Origin of the sequence: Phaeobacter sp. JH20_29, from assembly GCF_048056175.1 — a bacterium.
In the GTDB taxonomy this organism is placed as follows: Bacteria; Pseudomonadota; Alphaproteobacteria; order Rhodobacterales; family Rhodobacteraceae; genus Phaeobacter; species Phaeobacter bryozoorum.
The window spans coordinates 211,351-228,763 of the sequence record NZ_JAYMWO010000018.1; the positions used below are offsets into that span (position 1 = coordinate 211,351).

At 57.6% G+C, this 17,413-nt stretch carries 22 protein-coding genes; 21 read left to right on the top strand and 1 reads right to left on the bottom strand.

What is annotated here, in order from left to right:
• Positions 1-85: 85 nt before the first annotated feature.
• Genes VWZ85_RS15970 through VWZ85_RS16070 form a run of 21 tightly spaced genes read left to right on the top strand, consistent with a single transcriptional unit; the run spans position 86 to position 14,518 of the window.
• On the top strand, positions 86-1,390 hold the full coding sequence (locus tag VWZ85_RS15970; RefSeq protein ID WP_416589068.1) for a phage major capsid protein: 1,305 nt from the start codon (positions 86-88) through the stop codon (positions 1,388-1,390).
• A gap of 18 nt (positions 1,391-1,408) precedes the next feature.
• A complete protein-coding gene (locus VWZ85_RS15975) occupies positions 1,409-1,912 on the top strand; it encodes a hypothetical protein (RefSeq protein ID WP_416589070.1) in 504 nt (167 codons plus the stop codon).
• A gap of 12 nt (positions 1,913-1,924) precedes the next feature.
• Positions 1,925-2,500, top strand: coding sequence for a hypothetical protein (locus tag VWZ85_RS15980; protein ID WP_416589072.1), 576 nt, complete (start codon positions 1,925-1,927; stop codon positions 2,498-2,500).
• A 1-nt stretch (position 2,501) separates the two neighbouring features.
• The gene (locus tag VWZ85_RS15985; RefSeq protein WP_416589074.1) at positions 2,502-2,837 is read left to right on the top strand and encodes a phage head closure protein; all 336 of its coding nucleotides are present in this window, start codon (positions 2,502-2,504) and stop codon (positions 2,835-2,837) included.
• Positions 2,838-2,844: 7 nt separating this feature from the next.
• Positions 2,845-3,306: a hypothetical protein gene (locus VWZ85_RS15990; protein ID WP_254695555.1), complete on the top strand. Its 462-nt coding sequence runs from the start codon at positions 2,845-2,847 to the stop codon at positions 3,304-3,306.
• Between the two features lie 2 nt (positions 3,307-3,308).
• Positions 3,309-3,665, top strand: a complete 357-nt coding sequence (gene gp17 / locus VWZ85_RS15995) for a tail completion protein gp17 (protein WP_416589077.1) — start codon at positions 3,309-3,311, stop codon at positions 3,663-3,665.
• Between the two features lie 47 nt (positions 3,666-3,712).
• Positions 3,713-4,159, top strand: coding sequence for a hypothetical protein (locus VWZ85_RS16000; RefSeq protein ID WP_102873919.1), 447 nt, complete (start codon positions 3,713-3,715; stop codon positions 4,157-4,159).
• Positions 4,156-4,536, top strand: a complete 381-nt coding sequence (locus VWZ85_RS16005) for a hypothetical protein (RefSeq protein ID WP_416535823.1) — start codon at positions 4,156-4,158, stop codon at positions 4,534-4,536. Before VWZ85_RS16000 ends, VWZ85_RS16005 begins: the two co-directional genes overlap by 4 nt.
• Before the next feature lie 11 nt (positions 4,537-4,547).
• The gene (locus tag VWZ85_RS16010; protein WP_102873921.1) at positions 4,548-4,853 is read left to right on the top strand and encodes a hypothetical protein; all 306 of its coding nucleotides are present in this window, start codon (positions 4,548-4,550) and stop codon (positions 4,851-4,853) included.
• Positions 4,854-9,386, top strand: a complete 4,533-nt coding sequence (locus tag VWZ85_RS16015) for a hypothetical protein (RefSeq protein ID WP_416589079.1) — start codon at positions 4,854-4,856, stop codon at positions 9,384-9,386.
• The gene (locus tag VWZ85_RS16020; protein ID WP_416589081.1) at positions 9,383-10,267 is read left to right on the top strand and encodes a hypothetical protein; all 885 of its coding nucleotides are present in this window, start codon (positions 9,383-9,385) and stop codon (positions 10,265-10,267) included. Before VWZ85_RS16015 ends, VWZ85_RS16020 begins: the two co-directional genes overlap by 4 nt.
• Positions 10,267-10,689: a hypothetical protein gene (locus VWZ85_RS16025; RefSeq protein WP_416589083.1), complete on the top strand. Its 423-nt coding sequence runs from the start codon at positions 10,267-10,269 to the stop codon at positions 10,687-10,689. Before VWZ85_RS16020 ends, VWZ85_RS16025 begins: the two co-directional genes overlap by 1 nt.
• Positions 10,690-10,699: 10 nt before the next feature.
• Positions 10,700-11,035, top strand: coding sequence for a hypothetical protein (locus tag VWZ85_RS16030; RefSeq protein WP_416586850.1), 336 nt, complete (start codon positions 10,700-10,702; stop codon positions 11,033-11,035).
• Positions 11,035-11,868 (top strand): YncE family protein, encoded by an 834-nt coding sequence (locus VWZ85_RS16035; RefSeq protein ID WP_416589085.1) that lies wholly within the window; start codon positions 11,035-11,037, stop codon positions 11,866-11,868. Before VWZ85_RS16030 ends, VWZ85_RS16035 begins: the two co-directional genes overlap by 1 nt.
• Positions 11,865-12,335 carry a hypothetical protein gene (locus VWZ85_RS16040; protein ID WP_416589087.1) on the top strand — a complete coding sequence of 157 codons (471 nt, stop codon included), beginning with the start codon at positions 11,865-11,867 and terminating at the stop codon, positions 12,333-12,335. The genes VWZ85_RS16035 and VWZ85_RS16040 overlap by 4 nt, the downstream gene beginning before the upstream one ends.
• The gene (locus tag VWZ85_RS16045) at positions 12,316-12,660 is read left to right on the top strand and encodes a DUF1353 domain-containing protein (protein ID WP_040182849.1); all 345 of its coding nucleotides are present in this window, start codon (positions 12,316-12,318) and stop codon (positions 12,658-12,660) included. The genes VWZ85_RS16040 and VWZ85_RS16045 overlap by 20 nt, the downstream gene beginning before the upstream one ends.
• Before the next feature lie 9 nt (positions 12,661-12,669).
• Positions 12,670-12,966, top strand: coding sequence for a hypothetical protein (locus tag VWZ85_RS16050; RefSeq protein WP_260081030.1), 297 nt, complete (start codon positions 12,670-12,672; stop codon positions 12,964-12,966).
• Positions 12,963-13,394 (top strand): hypothetical protein, encoded by a 432-nt coding sequence (locus VWZ85_RS16055; RefSeq protein WP_416589089.1) that lies wholly within the window; start codon positions 12,963-12,965, stop codon positions 13,392-13,394. The genes VWZ85_RS16050 and VWZ85_RS16055 overlap by 4 nt, the downstream gene beginning before the upstream one ends.
• Positions 13,391-14,068, top strand: a complete 678-nt coding sequence (locus VWZ85_RS16060) for a TIGR02594 family protein (protein WP_416589091.1) — start codon at positions 13,391-13,393, stop codon at positions 14,066-14,068. Before VWZ85_RS16055 ends, VWZ85_RS16060 begins: the two co-directional genes overlap by 4 nt.
• A 1-nt stretch (position 14,069) precedes the next feature.
• Complete coding sequence (locus tag VWZ85_RS16065; protein ID WP_416589093.1) at positions 14,070-14,282, top strand: hypothetical protein; 213 nt, start codon at positions 14,070-14,072, stop codon at positions 14,280-14,282.
• The gene (locus tag VWZ85_RS16070; protein WP_416589095.1) at positions 14,279-14,518 is read left to right on the top strand and encodes a hypothetical protein; all 240 of its coding nucleotides are present in this window, start codon (positions 14,279-14,281) and stop codon (positions 14,516-14,518) included. The genes VWZ85_RS16065 and VWZ85_RS16070 overlap by 4 nt, the downstream gene beginning before the upstream one ends.
• Before the next feature lie 376 nt (positions 14,519-14,894).
• Here the strand turns inward: VWZ85_RS16070 and VWZ85_RS16075 are convergent, their stop codons facing one another.
• A complete protein-coding gene (locus tag VWZ85_RS16075) occupies positions 14,895-17,336 on the bottom strand; it encodes a DUF4062 domain-containing protein (protein WP_416589097.1) in 2,442 nt (813 codons plus the stop codon).
• Positions 17,337-17,413: the final 77 nt, after the last annotated feature.

Sequence of the window (17,413 nt, forward strand, 5' to 3'; positions counted from 1 at the left end):
TTCGGCCTGTGTAGACCTCGCGCATTTGCGGCGGGGCCAATTGGGCTGCGCGGGTGCAGCCTTCCATGTCAAAAGGAGAAACAACATGGATATCAACGATCTTCGCCGCATGCTGAAGGCAGCGGCGGACGACATGCAAATCAAGGCCCAAACAATCGAGGATCTGGAAGGTGCCGATACTCCTGATGGGGATGCAATCAAGGCGGCGGTGACCGCATTTGAAGCCTCCGAAGCGGACTTCAAAAAGGTGCAGGTCAAGCTGAACCGTGCCCAAGCGATCGAGGACGCCAAGGCCGCGACGGCGACCTCTGAATTGGAGGCGGTCACTGCGCCTCAGGCAGCCCCTGCTGCGGTGGCAAACCCTGAGGAAAAGGGGATCGAGATCGGCTTTATGGCTCATGCGCTGATCAACGCCAAAGGTGATCGTGACAAGGCGGTGGAGTCTTTGGAAAAGGACGGTCACAGCGCCGTATCCGCAGCCCTGTCCGGTGCAAGTGAAGGGGCTGGTGGGGTCACCCTGCCGCGCCCGCAGGCGACGCAGGTAATCGAGCTTCTGCGCCCGCGTGTGACGGTGCGTGCTTCTGGTGCGGTTGTGCATGACCTGCCTGCGGGTGAGCTGCGCAATGCGCGGCAGGCGACACCTGCCAGCGCTTCCTATGGCGGCGAGAATGCTGCAATGGTTGAGAGCGAGCCGACGTTTGACAAGGTGGAAGAAAAGTTCCGTAAACTGACCTCGCTTGTGCCAGTGGGCAACTCGCTGCTGCGCCATTCCAGCGCGTCGATCGCAATCATGGTGCGCAATGACATTCTGCGGGAGATGGGCCTGAAAAACGATCTGGCATTCCTGCGGTTTGATGGTTCGGGTGTCCTTCCTAAGGGGCTGCGTCATTGGGCGTTGGCAGATCACTGGGAGGCGACTGTGGGCAAAGATCCCGCTGTGGTCGAACAGGCCATTCGGCGTATCAAGAGCAAAGTTGAAGATGCCAATGTGGCGATGGTTGCACCTGGTTGGATCATGCGCGCATCTGCCAAGAACTTCCTTGCAAGCCTGCGCTGGCCGAACGGGTTCAAGGTATTCCCGTCGATTGATGACAGCGGCACCCTGCACGGCTACCCGATCAAAACCACATCGCAGATCCCTGACAATCTTGGCGTTGGTGGAGATGAAACCGAAATCTACTTTGCAGACTTTGCCGAGATCATGATCGGTGATGCGCTGCAAATCACATTCGGCACCAGCTCTGAAGCTGCGTATGTCAATCAGGCTGGAGATACCGTGTCGGCGTTCCAGAGCGATTTGACCCTGATGCGGGCGATTGCGGAGCATGACATGGCACCGATGCACGATGAAGCCATCGCCGGTCTGAACGGGGTGGGCTGGAGCCTCTAAGGTGCGAACCTTCCCTTTATGATCTGGGCCTCGGCGGTGATCGTCGGGGCTTTCTCTTTTTTCCTGAAATCAAGGATTGCTGAAATGACGAAAGTAATCGTGGAATTCCTGCGCGCGCATGGTCGCTTTGTTCGTGGCGATATTGCCGGGTTCGCCCCCGATGTTGTGAAAAAGTGGCCTGCCGGGGTTTGTGTTCCTTATGACCCGGATAAGCCCAAAGCGCGCGGTGTCGCCGTTGTCGGTGAGATTGACCTTGATGCTGATGGGGTTCGGAAAATGATCTCCGACGCTGAAACAGAGTTCGCTGAAAAAGCGGATGCACTCAGTCAGCGCGAGCAGGAGCTCGCAGACCGTGAGGCAGAATTGGCTACGCGGGAGCGCGAGCTTTTGAACCGCACCGCCGCTGCGGAAACAGGTGCAGCCGCAGATCCAGAGGTGGCCGCTGCTGTGGATGAGGAAGCAGCCAAGGGTGCCACCAAGAAGACCGCCGGCGCACCGCCCAAACAGGGCGCTAAGGCGTAAGGTGGCGAACTGATGCGGGTGATTGAAGTGGATGCCATTCCATCAGGTTTCGAACTGGACGATTTCAAGCGTTCTGTTCACATGATGGATGACGAGGCGGAGAACGATCCAGCTCTTGGCTTGGTGTTGGAATCTGCTGAGGCGGCAGTTGCGACTGCGACTGGTCGCCCGGTCACCCCGCGTCTGGTCGAATTTATCGTCGTTCGTGGCCATTGGTCTCGGTGGTGGTTTCCGGTTCTGCCCGTTCAGGAGCTGACTGGGCTTGCGGTTGATGATGGGGCAGGAGGCTGGCTGGATCAGCCTCTTGGTGGGGCGTGGCTCCAGCAGGCGCATGATGAGCCGCAGTTGGTGATTGGTCAGTCCTGGGTGGGTCGTTCTGTCCAAGGCGATCTGCTGCGCATTCAGGCGCGCGTTGGTGGCGCTGATGTTTCCACCTTCCCGCGGCTACGCCAAGCTGTTTTCCTCTTGGCGAAAGAGTGGCTTGACGCTGGTGTTTCGATCGAGGGAGAGACTGTGCCGCAGTTATCTTTTGGTGTGAGACTGCTGATCAAACAGGCCCGCTACATCCGACCATTTGAGGTGGCTTGATATGGCGGGTCGCTTGGATCGCCGCATTGACATCGTGAAGCCCCGATTGGTGCCGGTTGGGCTTGGAGAGACCAAGGAGGACGGCTTCGAAACGGTTGCGACCAGGTGGGCGAAATACACCCCTGTGAGTGACGCTGAGAAACTGCGGGCGGCGGCGGTAGAGCAAAAGACGGATGCGCGTTTTGTGATCCGATATTCCCGCGCGTCGGCGTTGCTGGATGAGGATCACAAGATCCGATTTGATGGCAGTATCTGGTCCATCTCCGGCGTGAAAGAACTGGGTCGCCGCCGTTGGCTAGAGTTTACGGTGCACCGAACCGGCAGGCCAGAGGTGTAGCATGTCCATGAAAATGAAGATTGAGGGGGCGGGCGATATTGAGCGCGCCCTCGGTGCTTTGGCGCGTGGGACCGCAAAAGGTGTCACCCGCCGGGCCATGAAGAAAGCGCTTCAGCCGGTGGCTCGTTCGGCAGAAGGATCACCCTTTGTGATCGCTGTGACCAGTAAACTGGCGCGGGGGCAAAAAGGGCGGGCGCGGGGCGATCAGGGCCGCAGCAAGGTTGCGATGTATGTCGGCCCGGTCCAGCAGGATGGATCACATGCACCGCATGCCCATCTGATCGAGTTCGGCACCGGCGATCGCTACCACGAGTCGGGCAAATATGTCGGGGCTGTCATGGCGGATCCGTTCATGCGTCCCGCTTGGGATGCAAACCGCGAGCGTGTGCTGGAGATCCTGAAACGCGAGATTTGGGCGGAAATTGAGAAGACTGTCGCCCGCGCCGCCCGCAAGGCTGCAAGGGGGTAGGGATGGAAGATGATCTCTATCAGGCGCTTTTGACGCTTGGACACCCGGTTGCGTGGCTGGCCTTTAACAAAGCCGTTGGCTTGCCGCGCATCTCATTGCAGCGGATCAGCACAGTGACCGGCTATTCCCAAACCGGCCGCGCGGATGTCGAAACCGCACGGGTGCAGATCAATGTGTCTGCGGAAACCTACCCTGAGGCTGCAGCCCTAGGCAGGGCGGTTTCAGAGCTATTGACCGAATTGCGCAGCGGGTCGGTGATCCGCTGCCGCGAACTATCGCGCCGGGACGGATCATCCGAGACCGGTGGCGATATCATCCGGCAACAATTGCTGGATATCTCGGTGCGGTATCGCGCCTGAACCTTGGCCGGAGATCCGGCTTTTCAAACATGATGTGAGGAATTGAGATGACAGCAGATCTGGTCATTGCAGCAGACGAATGCGACGTCGAATGGTCCGAGGACGGCGCTACCTGGGCTGAGGTGCCTGGTTGTAAAACGATTGCGATCCCCAAGGTTACCACGGAAACCCGTGATCGCACTTCTTTGAGCAGCCCGGGACGGTTTCGTGAATGGGGTCGCGGGATGAAAGACACCTCGGAAGTGACCCTGAATTGCTTCTACCACCCTGACCTTCAGGAAAAGGCAATCGGATACGACAACGCCAACAAGCTGGTTCATTTTCGGGTTCAGCTGCCCCCGATTGAAGGGCTGCAGAGCACGGGTGACAAGTTCCAGTACGTCGCCTTTGTCACCCCTGGGGTTCCCGACACCGATTTCGACAACGATCTGATGCTGGCGTTGGAGCTGCGTCCTAGTGGTCCATTGGATTGGACGAAGGGGGCCGCACTGTGATCAGTTCTGTATCGGTGGCAGTGGGCAAGAAAACCCACAAGCTGAAATGTTCCACCCTGGCCATGGCGGATCTGGAAGAGGCGCGCGGCGAGAACTTTGATGTCATCCTGAACCAGCTCATTGCGGGTAATCAGGGCGTCAAAGTCATCATCGATGCGTGGGCTGCATTTCTGAATGACGGCAAGGGTGTGCCGACCGAGGACGCCGCTGCTGTTCTGGATGACCTCGGCGGCTATGCCGTCGCTGCGCCCTATCTGGCGCAGGCGTTGAACAAGGCCTTTCCGATGCTTCAGCTCAAAACTGAGGCTGATGACGGCGAGGATGAGAGCGCCGAAGATGGCGACGATGAGGGAAACGAGGTGCCCCCGGTCGAATAGACTGGGGGCACTTGCTGTCGACGTGGTGTGAGCTGGGCAATCACCACGCCGATTTCTGGACTGTGAGCCTGCGCGAATATGACCTGATCACTCGTGCAGGTATCACAGCCAAGAAAGACGCGATCGCGGTGCAGCGGGTTCTAAACCAGGAGCTGAGCACTTTGGTTTCCTATGCGTTTCACAAGCCCGAAAAAATGCCGGACTTCACCAAAGTGAACGGCGCGAGAACTACTAGGAAAAGCAACCCGAAACGGGATGTCGCGCAGTTGCGCGCGGCCTTCATCGGCATGCACGCAAAAGGTAAAAAGGGGCGGTAAATGAGTGCAGTTATTGGCGCGCTGCGCGGGCTATTGTCGCTGGACAGTGCCGCATTTGAATCCGGTGCCAAGCGCTCCAAGGCCGTCATGGGCGGTCTGGAGCGCCGCATGGTCAAAATGGCCGATGGCTTTGAAAAGCACGGGCGTCGGATGTCGCTGGGGTTCTCGCTGCCCTTGGCCGGCGCGGCGGCGGTTGCGGTTAAATCCAGCCTGAAAATCGTCGATGCCCAGGCAAAGATGGCGCAATCCTTGGATACCACGGTTAAGTCGGTTCAGGTTCTCGACCGGGCTGCGGATCTGGCTGGCGTGTCCATGGGTGAGGTCCAGCAAGCATCGATCCAGCTCACCAAGCGATTGAGCCAAGCCGCTGGCGGAACTGGGGCCGCAGCCAAGGCGCTGGAGCGCTTGCACCTTCGCGCCAGTGATTTGCAGGCTCTGCCGCTTGATGAGCGGATCGCCGCAATTCAAGACGCTATGCTGTCCTACGTTCCTGCGGCAGAGCGCGCGGCGGTTGCCTCTGATCTGTTCGGCAGCCGGGCTGGCGTGATCTTCTCTCGGATCGATTCCGCGACGTTGCGGACTGCTGCTGAAGATGTCGAACGGTTTGGTGTTGCCGTCTCTGAGGTGGATGCCGACCAGATCGAGATGGCCAATGATGCGATCTCGCGCCTTGGCGTGGTCGGGCGTGGTGTCGCCAATCAGTTGACCGTTGGTCTCGCCCCTTCGCTGGAGTTCATCAGCGACAAGGCAGCGGATGCTGCCGAGTGGTTCAATGGGCTGACGGATCAGACAAAGCAGTTTGTGGCGGGTGGGCTTGCGCTGACGGCAACCATCGGGCCTGCTGCGCTTGGTCTCGGGTTGCTGCTGAAGGTTGCAACCCCTTTGGCTGTCGGCTTGACTGGCGTTGTCACGACGGTGGCCCTTGCCCCTTTAAAATTTGCGGCGGCGGCTAAGGCCGCTCTGGCACTGGAAATGGCGCTGGGTGCGACCAGCGTATCAGCAGGCCTTGCAAGCCTGAGTATTAAGGGCCTTACGCGCGGCCTTAAATTGCTCACTGCAGCCGGAACGGCAACAGGTCTTGGCGCCCTGATCGTTGTTGCTGGCGGGATCTATCAGGGTTTCACGCAATTGCGGCAGGCGGCAGAAGACTACGCGATCGCGATCGATGGCGTCCGGGATGCCCATCGGTTGCTGAGCGAGACCACTGACGCATTCTATGCCGATATGTCGGCCAAGAATGCTGAAGCCATGCGGCAGGCGGCAGAGAACGCCCGAAATGCAACGCGCGAGGCATTGGCGGCAGCAAAAGCCGAACTGGAAGCGGCTTCTTTCACCACAAATTTCTTTGGTTCCAACCTGTATGAAACCGAACGGATGGCCAAGGCTAAGGCAGATATCCAGGCGTTATCCGAAGCCTTGGCAATCGCTGAGGCGCGCTTGGATGCTGCGTCTGTGGCGGCTGATAGAACTGCAGATAGCACCGGATCGGCTGCAGTTAGTGCTGAAGCTGCGGCTGCGGGAAGCCGAAACCTTGAGGCTGGACTGAGTGGTGCTGCCTCGCAGGCGGCCACTGTCAGCAGTTTTCTGGCCAGCCTGCCGGGTGCATTGGCGGGCGCTCAGGCGAACATTGCTGGACTGAAGGCCGGTATGTCAGCGCTGGCCAGTGGTGGCTCTAAAGCTGAAGCCAGTGTTGCGAAGTATCGGGCAGAACTTGAGGCGTCATTGCTGGCGCAGGGGGATCTGCAGGATGGTCACGCTGAAACTGTGCGCGAGGGCATCAATCAGAAGGTTGAGCTCTTTGCACAAGAGCAGAAGCTGCGGGCCGAATATCAGAAGCAGATCACCACGCTCGGCAAGGTGAAATCCGCTGCCGGTTCCGCGTCCAAAAGTGCGCTGCCGGGGTTGCTGGAAGAGATCGCCCATCGCCGCAAGCTGGTCACGCTGACCGGTGAACAGCGCCGCAAATATGAGGCGCTGCATGCGGTGCAGGGGCGCTTGGGGCGCGATGCTGCGAACCTCAGCAAGGATCAGATCAACGGGTTGGCTGATCAGCTGATCGCGGTCGAGGATCAGGAGGAGGCCCTGCGGCGCGTCACCAGTATGCAAGAGCAGTGGTCTGAACAGATCACCCGCACGGCGTTTGAAGGTGGCAGTCTGAGCGACACGATCAAGGGCATGCTGAAGGATATCGCCTATCAGTTTGCCCATTCCAAAATCGTGCTGCCGGTGGTGGCGTCTGTTTCAAATGTGCTTGGGCTGGGCAACCTGATCGGCGGTGCTGGCGGCGGCGGTGCTTCCGGTGGTGGCGGTGGCAGTCAGGTAGGCGGTTTGCTCGGACTGGGCGGGTTAGGCAGCAGTCTGGTCAGCGGCTTTGGATTGGGTGCGTCTACTCTGTTTGGCGGTGGGATTGGTGCATATACCGGCCTCTTAGGTGCCCAGGGTGCTGCGGCCTTGACGGGTTCGCTGACCTCTATCGCAGGCTTTGCTGGTGCTCTTGGTCCGATCGCCATCGGCATTGCATTTCTGGCTAAGGGCCTGTCACGAGAATACGATGGGCGGGCAGTTCGCGGATCGCTTGGACCGGACGGGTTTGATGGTTTCGAATTCGATTTCTGGGATGGCAAATTTCTACGCGGTGACAAACAGGTCAACTATGATACGCGCCCGGAAATCCAGAAACTGCTGGACGATGGCGCTGACGCGGTTCGCACCAACGTCGAAAAGATGGCCGCAGCCATGGGTCTTGGCGCCGATGCGATCAAGGATTTCACCGCCGATGGCTTCACAATCTGGCTGACCGGTCCAAATGCGGGCAATCAAGAACAGATTGCGAAGGCCTTCGAGGAACAGCTGACCAAGCTCGGCGACGGCATGGCTGATCTGGTCCTGGAGACTGAAGACTATGCTAGGGCTGGCGAGGGGTCGTATGAGACGCTTGCCCGCCTGGGCGGGTCACTGATCACTGCGAATGAGGGGTTTGACCTCATCAACCAGACCTTGCTGACTGGCTCGCTGGAGGCTGCGAACAGCGCTTCGCTGCTGATGGACGCTTTCGGCGGTGTTGAGCAGTTCACAACCGGCCTCGGCTCCTACTTTGAGCTGATGTTTACCGATGTGGAAAAGCAGGCCAAGCGGCAGGAACATGCGCAGAAAGCCCTTGATGAGGCGGCAGGTGAACTGAACCTGACTTTGCCGACCACACATGCGGAATTTCGCAACCTGGTGGGTGGACTTGATCGAACGACCGAAGAGGGGCGCACCGCCTATGTGACGTTGATCGGTCTCGCGGATGAATTCGCCGTTGTGCATGGCAATGCGCAAGAGGCAGCGGACGCGCTGGAAGGGGCAGGCGATAGCCTGTCACAATTGGAGGCGGAGGCGCAGAAGCTGAAAGAACAGGATCTGCGCGATGCCTTTGACGGGCTGAGTGCGTCGATCGATGAGGCGGTGAAGCGCCTGGAGGGCCGTCTGGATGTGGTGGGTGACCGGCTGAAACTGCGGTTCAAGCGGTTGCAGATCTCAGTCGCTGCTGAGCGTGACGAATTCCGCACCCTCCATGACGGGCTGATGGATACGTTGTCAGGCCGTCTAAGCAGTCTTGAGAATGCTGCAGCCGCGTCCAGTCGTCTCTTTGAAACACTGGATGATGCCGCCAAGTCCCGCCGCAGTGTGGATGCGGGTGCCGCTGTGATGGCGCGGCGCAGTGCCCTGGCCTATGTCAAGGATGGCGGTTCCGATCCGAACCAGCTGGCCAACGCGCTGGGGGTCTTGGGTGAGGACAATTCTGGTACCTTCTCAACTGCCGAGGATTATCTGGCGGATTTCTACCGGACGTCCAACATCATCGCGCGCCGCGCCGATGGGGCAGGGGCTGCGATGAGTGCCGATCAGATGGCCGTCGATGCTCTGGAACGCCAGATCGAACTGGAAAAATCGCAGTTTGATGCGGAAATGGCCCGGCTGGATCAGATCCTTGCAGATGGGCGGCAGGCGTTGGAAATGGCGACTGGGGAATACATCGCGGCGATCAAAGTTGAGAATGCCGTCTCCCAGCTCAATCACACCGCCGAACGTCATGCGCTGATGTCAGAGCGGATCGAGGGCAGGGTGGCGGCACTGGAAACCATCCGAACCAGCATGCAGGAACTGGTCGCGTCCACCATTGATCCGGGCGTCGGCCTGCCGGGTGTTGTCCAGGGTGTCCATAACGTTGTCTCGGCGGTTCACGGCTTGAGCGGTGATCTGTCGACCATGGCCAGCGGGATCTCTCAGGCTGTCGCGGCGCAGCTCAATTCGTTTGCGGCCTCGCAGACGAACTCCCTTCAGTCGGTTCAGAACCAGATCCGCAATCTGGCGCAAGCCCAGGCGGCTGCTGCGGCGCCCAATCAGAACAGAAGGCTGGAGCAGGAGATGCAGGGGGTAAAAACCGTGCTGGAAGGGTTCTTGGGGCCAATCTCGGATGCCACCGGCAAAACGGCACAGTCCATCCGCCGGATGGAATTTGGCGATGTGAAGCTGGAGGGCGGCGCATGATCATCATCAAGCCGATCGAGGTCACGGGTCAGAACCTGATTTCGGATGTCGCGCTGTCGGAGCCGGAATGGTCTGCGGGCACCACGCCGCAAGATGCCATTCGCCGCGTCGGCAACGTGCTCTATCGCGCAGTTATTGAAACCACGGATAGCCCGATTGATGGGCTATCCGCTGACCCGCCGACTTGGATCAAGGTAGGTGCTGCCAATCGGTTCAAGATGTTTGATGAGTTCTACCATTCGCAAACCGAAGCGGATGAGGTGGTGACCGTGACCATTGATCCGCCTCAGGTGGTGAACTCCGTGACCCTGCTGAATGTCGATGCCGTTTCGGTGACGGTAGAAATCTTCGATGACGATGGCGCGCCGATTTATCAGGCCACAAAATCCATGGCAGATAACTCGCAGGTGGCTGACTACTGGGACTATTTCTTTTCACCGGTCCTGCGAAAGAAAAACACCAGCTTTGTGGATCTGCCCTCCTACTCGCGCCCCATCACAGTCACGGTAACTGGAGAGGCCGGTGGCATTGTGCTGGTTGGTGCTGTGCTCATTGGTGCCCAGCGAAAGATCGGTATCACACAATACGGCACTGGTCGTGATCAGATGAACTTCTCAGACATCAACCGGGATCAGTTTGGCACCGTCAATATCGTGCCTCGCAGAAAGGCAGATCTGGCCAGTTTCAAAATCGATCTGGACACGCCGCAGGTCGATTTTGTCTACGATTTCTTGCGCGGAATATCAGATATTCCTTGCCTCTACATTGGCGATCCAAATCGCGATGGCGCGATTGTCTACGGATACCCGCGCGAGATCACAACCCGCTATGAAAATGCCGTTTATTCCAATTTCAACCTAGAAGTGGAGAGTGTGACCTAATGCCTATCACCAATGTGCCGGCCTTCACCAAGATTCCAAGCCGCGATGATCCGCCTGCTGAGTTCTCCGCCGACGTTGACATCTTCCTGGGCGAGATTCCGGCCCGCGCGCTTGCCAGCAATCAGCAGGCGCAGGAGGTCAACGCAGCGGCAGAGCAGGTGGCCACACAGGCCGCAGCGGTGGCAGAGGCCAGCGCCGCGTTTGAAAGCGGCGTGAACGCGGATCGCTGGGCCGCTGGCGACTATAGCGATGGCGATGCGGTCTGGTCGCCCACGGATGGGCTGACCTACCGAGCCAAGGCCGATTTCACCTCGGCCATCGATCCTGCCGCAGATCCCGCCAACTGGCACAACCTGAACCCGGTCGCGAAGACCAGGGACGAAATGGCCCGCCTCGCGCTGGTCTTCGCCGCGAATTTCTAAGGAGAACCCGATGTCGCAATATCCTGTGTCCAAACGCCTCGCGCTTGATGCCATGGCGACGGTCTACACCGTGCCTGCCGGTCGCTATGCGATGGTCTCACACCTTCAGATCACCCCGATCGATCCGGCCAACGAGGTGGATGTGACAGTCCAGTGGCTGGATGCGTCGGACGGCGACGCGATTACGCAGCTCTGTCAGGATGAAACGATCAAGCCGAACGGTACCGGCCCGATCTATCCGATGGGCGGCACATTGATCCTGAGTGCAGGCGATCAGGTGCAGGCCCAAGCCTCAACCGCAGGTGACGCGGTGCTGAGCTTCAGCGCCCTGGAGTATGATCTCTGATGGGTGGCATGATTGGTACCATGCGCGGGGACCGCATGTTGCGGGCCGGTCAGCGAAACGGCGGCTTGGATGTCGGGTTTGGGTTTAAGTTTGATAGTACGAAGATTTTCACGCATGCGCACGCTGATCGATCGCTGGATGTGAAGCCGGACGGTATGAGGCTATACAGCGTCGATATTTCGGCTCTGAATGTGAAGCAATGGGACTTTGGTGTTGCTTGGGACACCTCCACGTTGACGGCTGGGTCCACCTTCTCGATGAGTGGCGTTGCTAGTTCGCCATGGGGGGTGAAGTTCAAGCCGGATGGAACACGTTTCTATGTCAACGAACTGAACAACAACCGCGTCTATCAATACGATATGTCCACCCCTTGGGATGTGGCATCTGCGTATTCCTCAGGCTTGAGCAATGCCATTGTTACGCAGGATCGGAACATCGATATCAGCGCCGACGGGGCTAAGCTTTATGCAACCCAGGGCCGCGATATCGGTCAATACAACATGTCCACCCCTTGGGACATTACAACTTTGACTCTCGAAAAGACGGCGTCAAATATCGTCCCGTTTGGTGATAACCTTGATCACGCCCATTTTTCTAGCAACGGGATGAATGCCTATGCCACATGGTCCCGTGGGTCTAATGAAGGCATCCGACTTTTCCAGTTTTCTGAGGCTTGGGACGTCGCTTCGATCATCGACACAGGGCGGCAGATCCATCTGGCCGAGATCGATACTGACATTGCCGGAGCGCAAGCGGTGTACTTCAGGGAAGATTCCGACACCCCCGAATTCATCGTTTTCTCCCCAAATCGAATTTACAAGGTGACGCTATGACCCTTTACACCAAAGGCGGCAGCTATCCTGCGCCGCTCCCTTTCCGCATTCGTCTCAGCGACGGGCGCAGCCGCACCGATCCGGCCAGCTTCACCGCTGAGGAAATCGCAGATGCTGGTTGCATCGCGGCACCGCCGCAGCCTGATCACGACCCGGAAACCCAGCGCCTGACGTGGGACGGGGCCGCCTGGGGCGTTGAGGATATCCCGGTGCCGGATCCGGTCTATCAGCCGCTGACCAAGATCGGGTTCATGCGGCTGTGCATGTTTCTTGGCGGCATGACACCTGACATGCTGGTGGCGGCGCGGGATGCGCCAGAGCTGAAAGCGATGTGGATCATGCTGGATATGGCCGAACAGGTGCAGCGCGACGATCCAGAGGTAGCGCCGGGGTTGGCGCTGCTTGCTGGATTGGGTCATCTCCCCAATGGCGCGCAGGCCGTTCTGGATGGCTGGCCAGCCGCCTGATTGGTGCGCCCGTAGCGGGTCGGGCTATCACACCACCAAAGCAATCGCATGGGAGATCGGAGCCAAGGGGTCCGGTCTCTTTTTGTACGTGCCGCAGGGGTTTCCCTTTGATGTCTCAATCCCCCGCTGGGCCGGGTGGATCTTTGACCGGCACAACCCGCGATACCTGAAAGCCGCCGCGCTGCATGACTATGCGATCCATGTCCTCGGCTGGGGCCGGGTCAGCGCGGCCGCACCGTTTTCCGAAGCCCTCCGCGCCGATGGCGTGGGGCGCATCCGCAGGCTGGCAATGGTGCTGGCCGTCACCATCCACAAATGGAGCTGACATAGGCACATGCGAGACCTGTTGTTTTCACCGGAATTCTGGCTGGCGATGATCGCCGCCATTCTTCTCAAGCTGCGGGCATCGCCGCAGATTACGATCTTCGGTGCCGTCACCACCACGGCGTCAGCGATCAGCTGCGCGTTGGTGTTTACAGAGCCGCTGATGGACTGGCTGGAGCTGGACGGCGAGATCTACACCTATGCCGTCTGTGCGCTGATCGCGTTGACGGGTGAGCATATCGCCCGGCAGGTGCTCTCCCTCGGCATCGAGGATGCAGTCCGACTGTTGCGGGGGAATAAGAAATGACCTGGGGCAAGTTCATCATCGCGGCTTGGGGGGTGGTGCTTGCGCTGAGCCTCATGACCAGCGCGCTACCCACCAGCTGGTGGTTTCAGGCGGGGGAGGTACGGGTCGCAGACGCCTCTGCCGGTGATTGCCCGGAAATGCAGTTTGATCGCGAGATCAACAGGCCATTCAAGGCTGAGTGGACCGTGACCATCATGGCGCGTGCTTCTTATGGCTGGTCCACCTATCGCACCTATCGGGGAGCCAATGACTACCGGCCGGAAAACCAGCTGCCCGACAAGCTCGATCTCTGCTGGTGGACATGGGCGGATCCGCTCCACCTGCCGCCCGGCGAATACCGGGTGAACACGCTCTGGCGCATCCATCCGACGCAGGGTCGCGCGCGCGAGGTCAGACGCACCAGTAACACATTCGAGGTGACGCCATGAACGCCGAAACACTCTGGCTGCAAACCCGGCTTTCTCAGCTGGGCTTTGACCCCGGCCCGCATGATGGCCTGCGCGGCCCCCGCACGGACGCCGCGGTTGTCGCGTTCAAGCGGTCGATTGGCCTGCGCGCGCGGCCCTATGTCGGCCCGCTGACACGCGCGGCGCTGATGCCTGCCGTGCAAGAGCGGTCGGATCTGCCATGGATGGCCGAAGCCGCCAAGGTGCGCGGCCTGCATGAGCAGCGCAACACCGCAGCCCTGCGCCGCTGGTTTGACGCCTCTGTGGCGTGGATCGACCCGCGCGATATCCCGTGGTGCGGCGCATTCGTTGCGACCTGTCACCGGGCGGCGGATGCAGGCATTGATCTGCCTGGGAACCCGCTTGGTGCCCGGAACTGGCAGCACTGGGGAGCTGAGTGCGATCCCGCCTTCGGGGCCACTCTGGTGTTCTGGCGGATCAGCCGGGACCATTGGGCGGGTCACGTCGGGTTCTATCACGGCGAGGACGACACTCATTATCACGTTCTGGGCGGCAATCAGGCGAACGCTGTCACCGTCACCCGGATCGCGAAGTCCCGGCTGCTGTCGGCGCGCTGGCCGATTGGCGTCCCGATCACAGGCCGTCGCATTCTCCTGACCCCTAGCGGCACCCCAATTTCCACAAATGAGGCATGACATGAACAAGCTACGAAACCCCAAGGTGCAAGGGCAGTTGCGCCATCTTCTGACAGCTATCGGGCCGGTGCTTGCGGTGATCCTGGCATCAGATGATCCGGTTGCGCTGGTGCGCTCTCTCATCGGCGGCGCGGGCTGGCCTGCCCTGGTCGCCCTGCTGATGGCCGGGATTGGCTTCTGGGCGTCTTGGGTGGCCCCGGAGAAGGGCAAGTGATCTCCGCCCTGCTATTCCGCTTCTGGGGCTATCTGGTGGCCGCTGGGGCGTTCCTCGCGGCTATCTGGGTCTATGGGCGGTCCAGAGAGGGAGAGGTACGCAAGGAAACCTACATCGAGACGCTGACAGACAGCGCAAAGCGAAAGGAGGTCGGCCGTGAGGCAGTGGAAGATCTGCGCGGCAATGATCGCGATGATGACATTGAGCAGCTGCGGCGAAACTCTGATCGCTGGTGACGCGGGATGTGACTCCTACGGGGAGGCTAGGGTGACAATGCCCGATGATCCTGAGACACTGCCAGATAACTGGCTGTCATGGGTGACGCGAACGGATACCCGCATGACTGCAACGTGTAAGCCCCGCCAGTGAGCGGGGCTTCTGTGTTCTTGGTGTTATGTTGACTAGGCGCAGAGAGCTGACTTTGCAAAGTCGGGTCCGGCAAGCGTCAGGACCGGACTGACCGGCCCTATTCAGAGCGTCATCATGGTGACGGATCACTAGTGGAGCCGGTGCAGTTCAGGTGGACACTAGTAACTCGCTAGTTAGGTCCTCTGCAGTGGACCTGCAGAAAAACAGACATCCGATTGCAGCCCCCCCCCTTCATCATCAGAATTATTTTTCTTCTAGTTCTTTTAGTGCAACTCTTCGGCTTGTTTCTCGGTCTGCAGATACGCCCAAATCGAGCCAAAATATTGCATTGTAGTAGTAGCTACTATTGACCTCATAGTACGATTTCAGAAGTTTCATCAGTCTTGCTTTCGACAAACACAAGACGGCTTTAAGGGCAACGGTCTCGCGCACGGAGTCATTATCCCACAATAGCATGTCGACTATTTTTTGATCATCGAAAGCTGAAAAGTGTTTTTTTGTCATTTGGACCACAAGCTGTGATCTGACCGAATTTGGAAAATCCAAGTTCCACACGTCCGCAATTCTTTGCTTTCCGAGTTTCAAGATCACGTTCGCCGCAAGTTGGTAAGATTTCGAATGATCAACAATCGAAAGTATTGATGTACCACGTACATATTTCATTTTACCTGAAATCTTGGCAACCCGTGCCGCGTCTTCCCACTGACCATACTTGGATAGGAAATTTGCAATATCGACCGAGAATTCGATTTCATGCTCATCTAGGACGGCCCGGACGGTAGCCAAGTCCGGTTTCCCGGCACGTAGGCAAAATGCCTCGAGCGCTGATTGAATCAAGTTCCTCTTAACATATGCATAGACTGCATCAGACGGTTCCGCCTCCGTAGCGGCGCATCTACCAGCGCAAAACTTCTCGAAACCATCTAGGAGGTGTTCCACAAGCTCAGGTTTCACTCTCTTGAAATGGCTCAAATAAAGAGCTAGCGTCGCTTCAGTTGAGTAAAAAGACTCGTCACTTTGTCTGCTGAGCAATTCGCTGTATGGCAGATCCCCCAGGACGCTTACCTTATAGTTTTCATACGCCTCTTCACCAGGATAGTCCCTGTCTTGCGGAGACGAAAATAGACCTTGCGAAGTAGACTTGCGGGGCTTCACCAAAATATTTCTGGCTTCGCCCATTCTCAATCCAGGATTCAGCTTCGCTAGTGCTCTAACACCGATGTAACGAATATCGGCTTCGGAACTCTCACAAATCAGCTGTGCGTCAGCTTTGGTTAAGGCTCCTCGTTTCAAGAGTTCGGCGGCGATAGCTGCTCGGAAAGGCTTTGTTCTGTTATTTAGGCACTCGCGCAAGACGTCGGTCTCGATTGCACCAATGTTTGCAAGTAGCTCTTCACTCAGCGTGTTTCCTAAGTCAGTGCCTTCATGCTCTGCGACAAACCGTAAAGCCGCAGTTGCGTTAAACCTAGCCTTGATGCGCGCACTGGACCTTACAGCTGCACGCGAAATGTTTGCCTCAGAACTACCAATGAACCTTTCCCACTCAATTTCTAGTCCGTCATCCCCAACAGCCCCTAAATACTCCAGGGCTGAAATGACAAGGTCATTGGGTACACCTTCGGAGAACCAAAATTTTAGAAAATCTGATTTGTCGATACCACCCTCAAAATCAGTTGGCGATATTTCCAGCTTTTCAAGAAGTGCAAAAGCGTTTCGACGACGCCTTTCTCCCCCCCATAGTGTACGTAGCGGCAGCCTACGACGGATTTGAAAGTCGGGTAGAAACAACCAATGCCACAAGGGCACGGTTGAAGTGTTGAGACTTTCTAGGGCCGTCGACAGCAAACTTTCACGCTCCCTATTAGATAGCACGACGTGGCGAAGGTCCCGATAGATAAGGTTCGCATCATGGTTGCCAAGTTCGATATTGTCGTTTCCAGATTGCGATATACTACACGCTAGCAGCCTAAAACGGGCGGCTTCGGCAGCACTAAAAGCGTTATCCCCTTCTTGCTCTTTTCCGATAAACTGTTCTATGAATTCTAATTCGTTCGCGTCGAATAGCTCTGACTGCTTATCCCCACTTTCCTGGCCATTCCTTTTGTCCTCTATTGATTTAGGTTGTCGAGGGTCGCTCTCTTCAACACTTCTATCTTCGAGCTGTTGATCCTTAAGGAATTTTGCTATTATCGCTCGAAAACGTCTCTCGAAATCTCGTAAATCCAGGAATTTTTGATAGTATTGCTTTTTCTCTTCATTTATCTCCTTTTGAAACCTGAGAACTTTCTCGAGCTGCCTACCAACGTCCAAAAGGTCATCGCTAGGGATTTCCTTGAACAATAAGGAAATTTCCGGCTTACCCGTTCTTTCGTGTCGATCAACCGACCTTCTATATTCTTCTTCGAAACCGGACGAGTAAGGATGTCCATCCGGACCCGGAGGAGTGCCCCACTTCTTCCACATTAGACCGACAAAGTACTCGCATTGGTCTAAATCAACATTGATTGCGTCTTGTGCACGGCGCCTTTGAGAGACAGTGTCCTCCCAACCGACCAAGTCAATATGGTAGCCTAGCTCATTTGCGTGATTGGCGTTTTCCTCATCAACAATGCCCTTCGCAGCCCTTCGCTCCTCCTCTAAGTCTCCCGGAGAACCGAGAAATACTTTGATGATCTTTCTGTACACGCTCTGATTGTCCTTCCGCTATCGAAATATCACCACATTTAGGGGCTATCTGTTGAGATACACCACAATCAAATCCC

What these genes read in the sequence shown, in the direction of transcription:
- VWZ85_RS15990 (WP_254695555.1), top strand. Translation starts at nt 2,845, where the DNA reads ATGAAAATGAAGATTGAGGGGGCGGGCGATATTGAGCGCGCCCTCGGT.
- gp17 (WP_416589077.1), top strand. Translation starts at nt 3,309, where the DNA reads ATGGAAGATGATCTCTATCAGGCGCTTTTGACGCTTGGACACCCGGTT.
- VWZ85_RS16040 (WP_416589087.1), top strand. Translation starts at nt 11,865, where the DNA reads ATGACCCTTTACACCAAAGGCGGCAGCTATCCTGCGCCGCTCCCTTTC.
- VWZ85_RS16065 (WP_416589093.1), top strand. Translation starts at nt 14,070, where the DNA reads ATGAACAAGCTACGAAACCCCAAGGTGCAAGGGCAGTTGCGCCATCTT.
- VWZ85_RS16025 (WP_416589083.1), top strand. Translation starts at nt 10,267, where the DNA reads ATGCCTATCACCAATGTGCCGGCCTTCACCAAGATTCCAAGCCGCGAT.
- VWZ85_RS16035 (WP_416589085.1), top strand. Translation starts at nt 11,035, where the DNA reads ATGGGTGGCATGATTGGTACCATGCGCGGGGACCGCATGTTGCGGGCC.
- VWZ85_RS15980 (WP_416589072.1), top strand. Translation starts at nt 1,925, where the DNA reads ATGCGGGTGATTGAAGTGGATGCCATTCCATCAGGTTTCGAACTGGAC.
- VWZ85_RS16030 (WP_416586850.1), top strand. Translation starts at nt 10,700, where the DNA reads ATGTCGCAATATCCTGTGTCCAAACGCCTCGCGCTTGATGCCATGGCG.
- VWZ85_RS16000 (WP_102873919.1), top strand. Translation starts at nt 3,713, where the DNA reads ATGACAGCAGATCTGGTCATTGCAGCAGACGAATGCGACGTCGAATGG.
- VWZ85_RS16050 (WP_260081030.1), top strand. Translation starts at nt 12,670, where the DNA reads ATGCGAGACCTGTTGTTTTCACCGGAATTCTGGCTGGCGATGATCGCC.
- VWZ85_RS16060 (WP_416589091.1), top strand. Translation starts at nt 13,391, where the DNA reads ATGAACGCCGAAACACTCTGGCTGCAAACCCGGCTTTCTCAGCTGGGC.
- VWZ85_RS16020 (WP_416589081.1), top strand. Translation starts at nt 9,383, where the DNA reads ATGATCATCATCAAGCCGATCGAGGTCACGGGTCAGAACCTGATTTCG.
- VWZ85_RS16045 (WP_040182849.1), top strand. Translation starts at nt 12,316, where the DNA reads ATGGCTGGCCAGCCGCCTGATTGGTGCGCCCGTAGCGGGTCGGGCTAT.
- VWZ85_RS15970 (WP_416589068.1), top strand. Translation starts at nt 86, where the DNA reads ATGGATATCAACGATCTTCGCCGCATGCTGAAGGCAGCGGCGGACGAC.
- VWZ85_RS15985 (WP_416589074.1), top strand. Translation starts at nt 2,502, where the DNA reads ATGGCGGGTCGCTTGGATCGCCGCATTGACATCGTGAAGCCCCGATTG.
- VWZ85_RS15975 (WP_416589070.1), top strand. Translation starts at nt 1,409, where the DNA reads ATGATCTGGGCCTCGGCGGTGATCGTCGGGGCTTTCTCTTTTTTCCTG.
- VWZ85_RS16055 (WP_416589089.1), top strand. Translation starts at nt 12,963, where the DNA reads ATGACCTGGGGCAAGTTCATCATCGCGGCTTGGGGGGTGGTGCTTGCG.
- VWZ85_RS16015 (WP_416589079.1), top strand. Translation starts at nt 4,854, where the DNA reads ATGAGTGCAGTTATTGGCGCGCTGCGCGGGCTATTGTCGCTGGACAGT.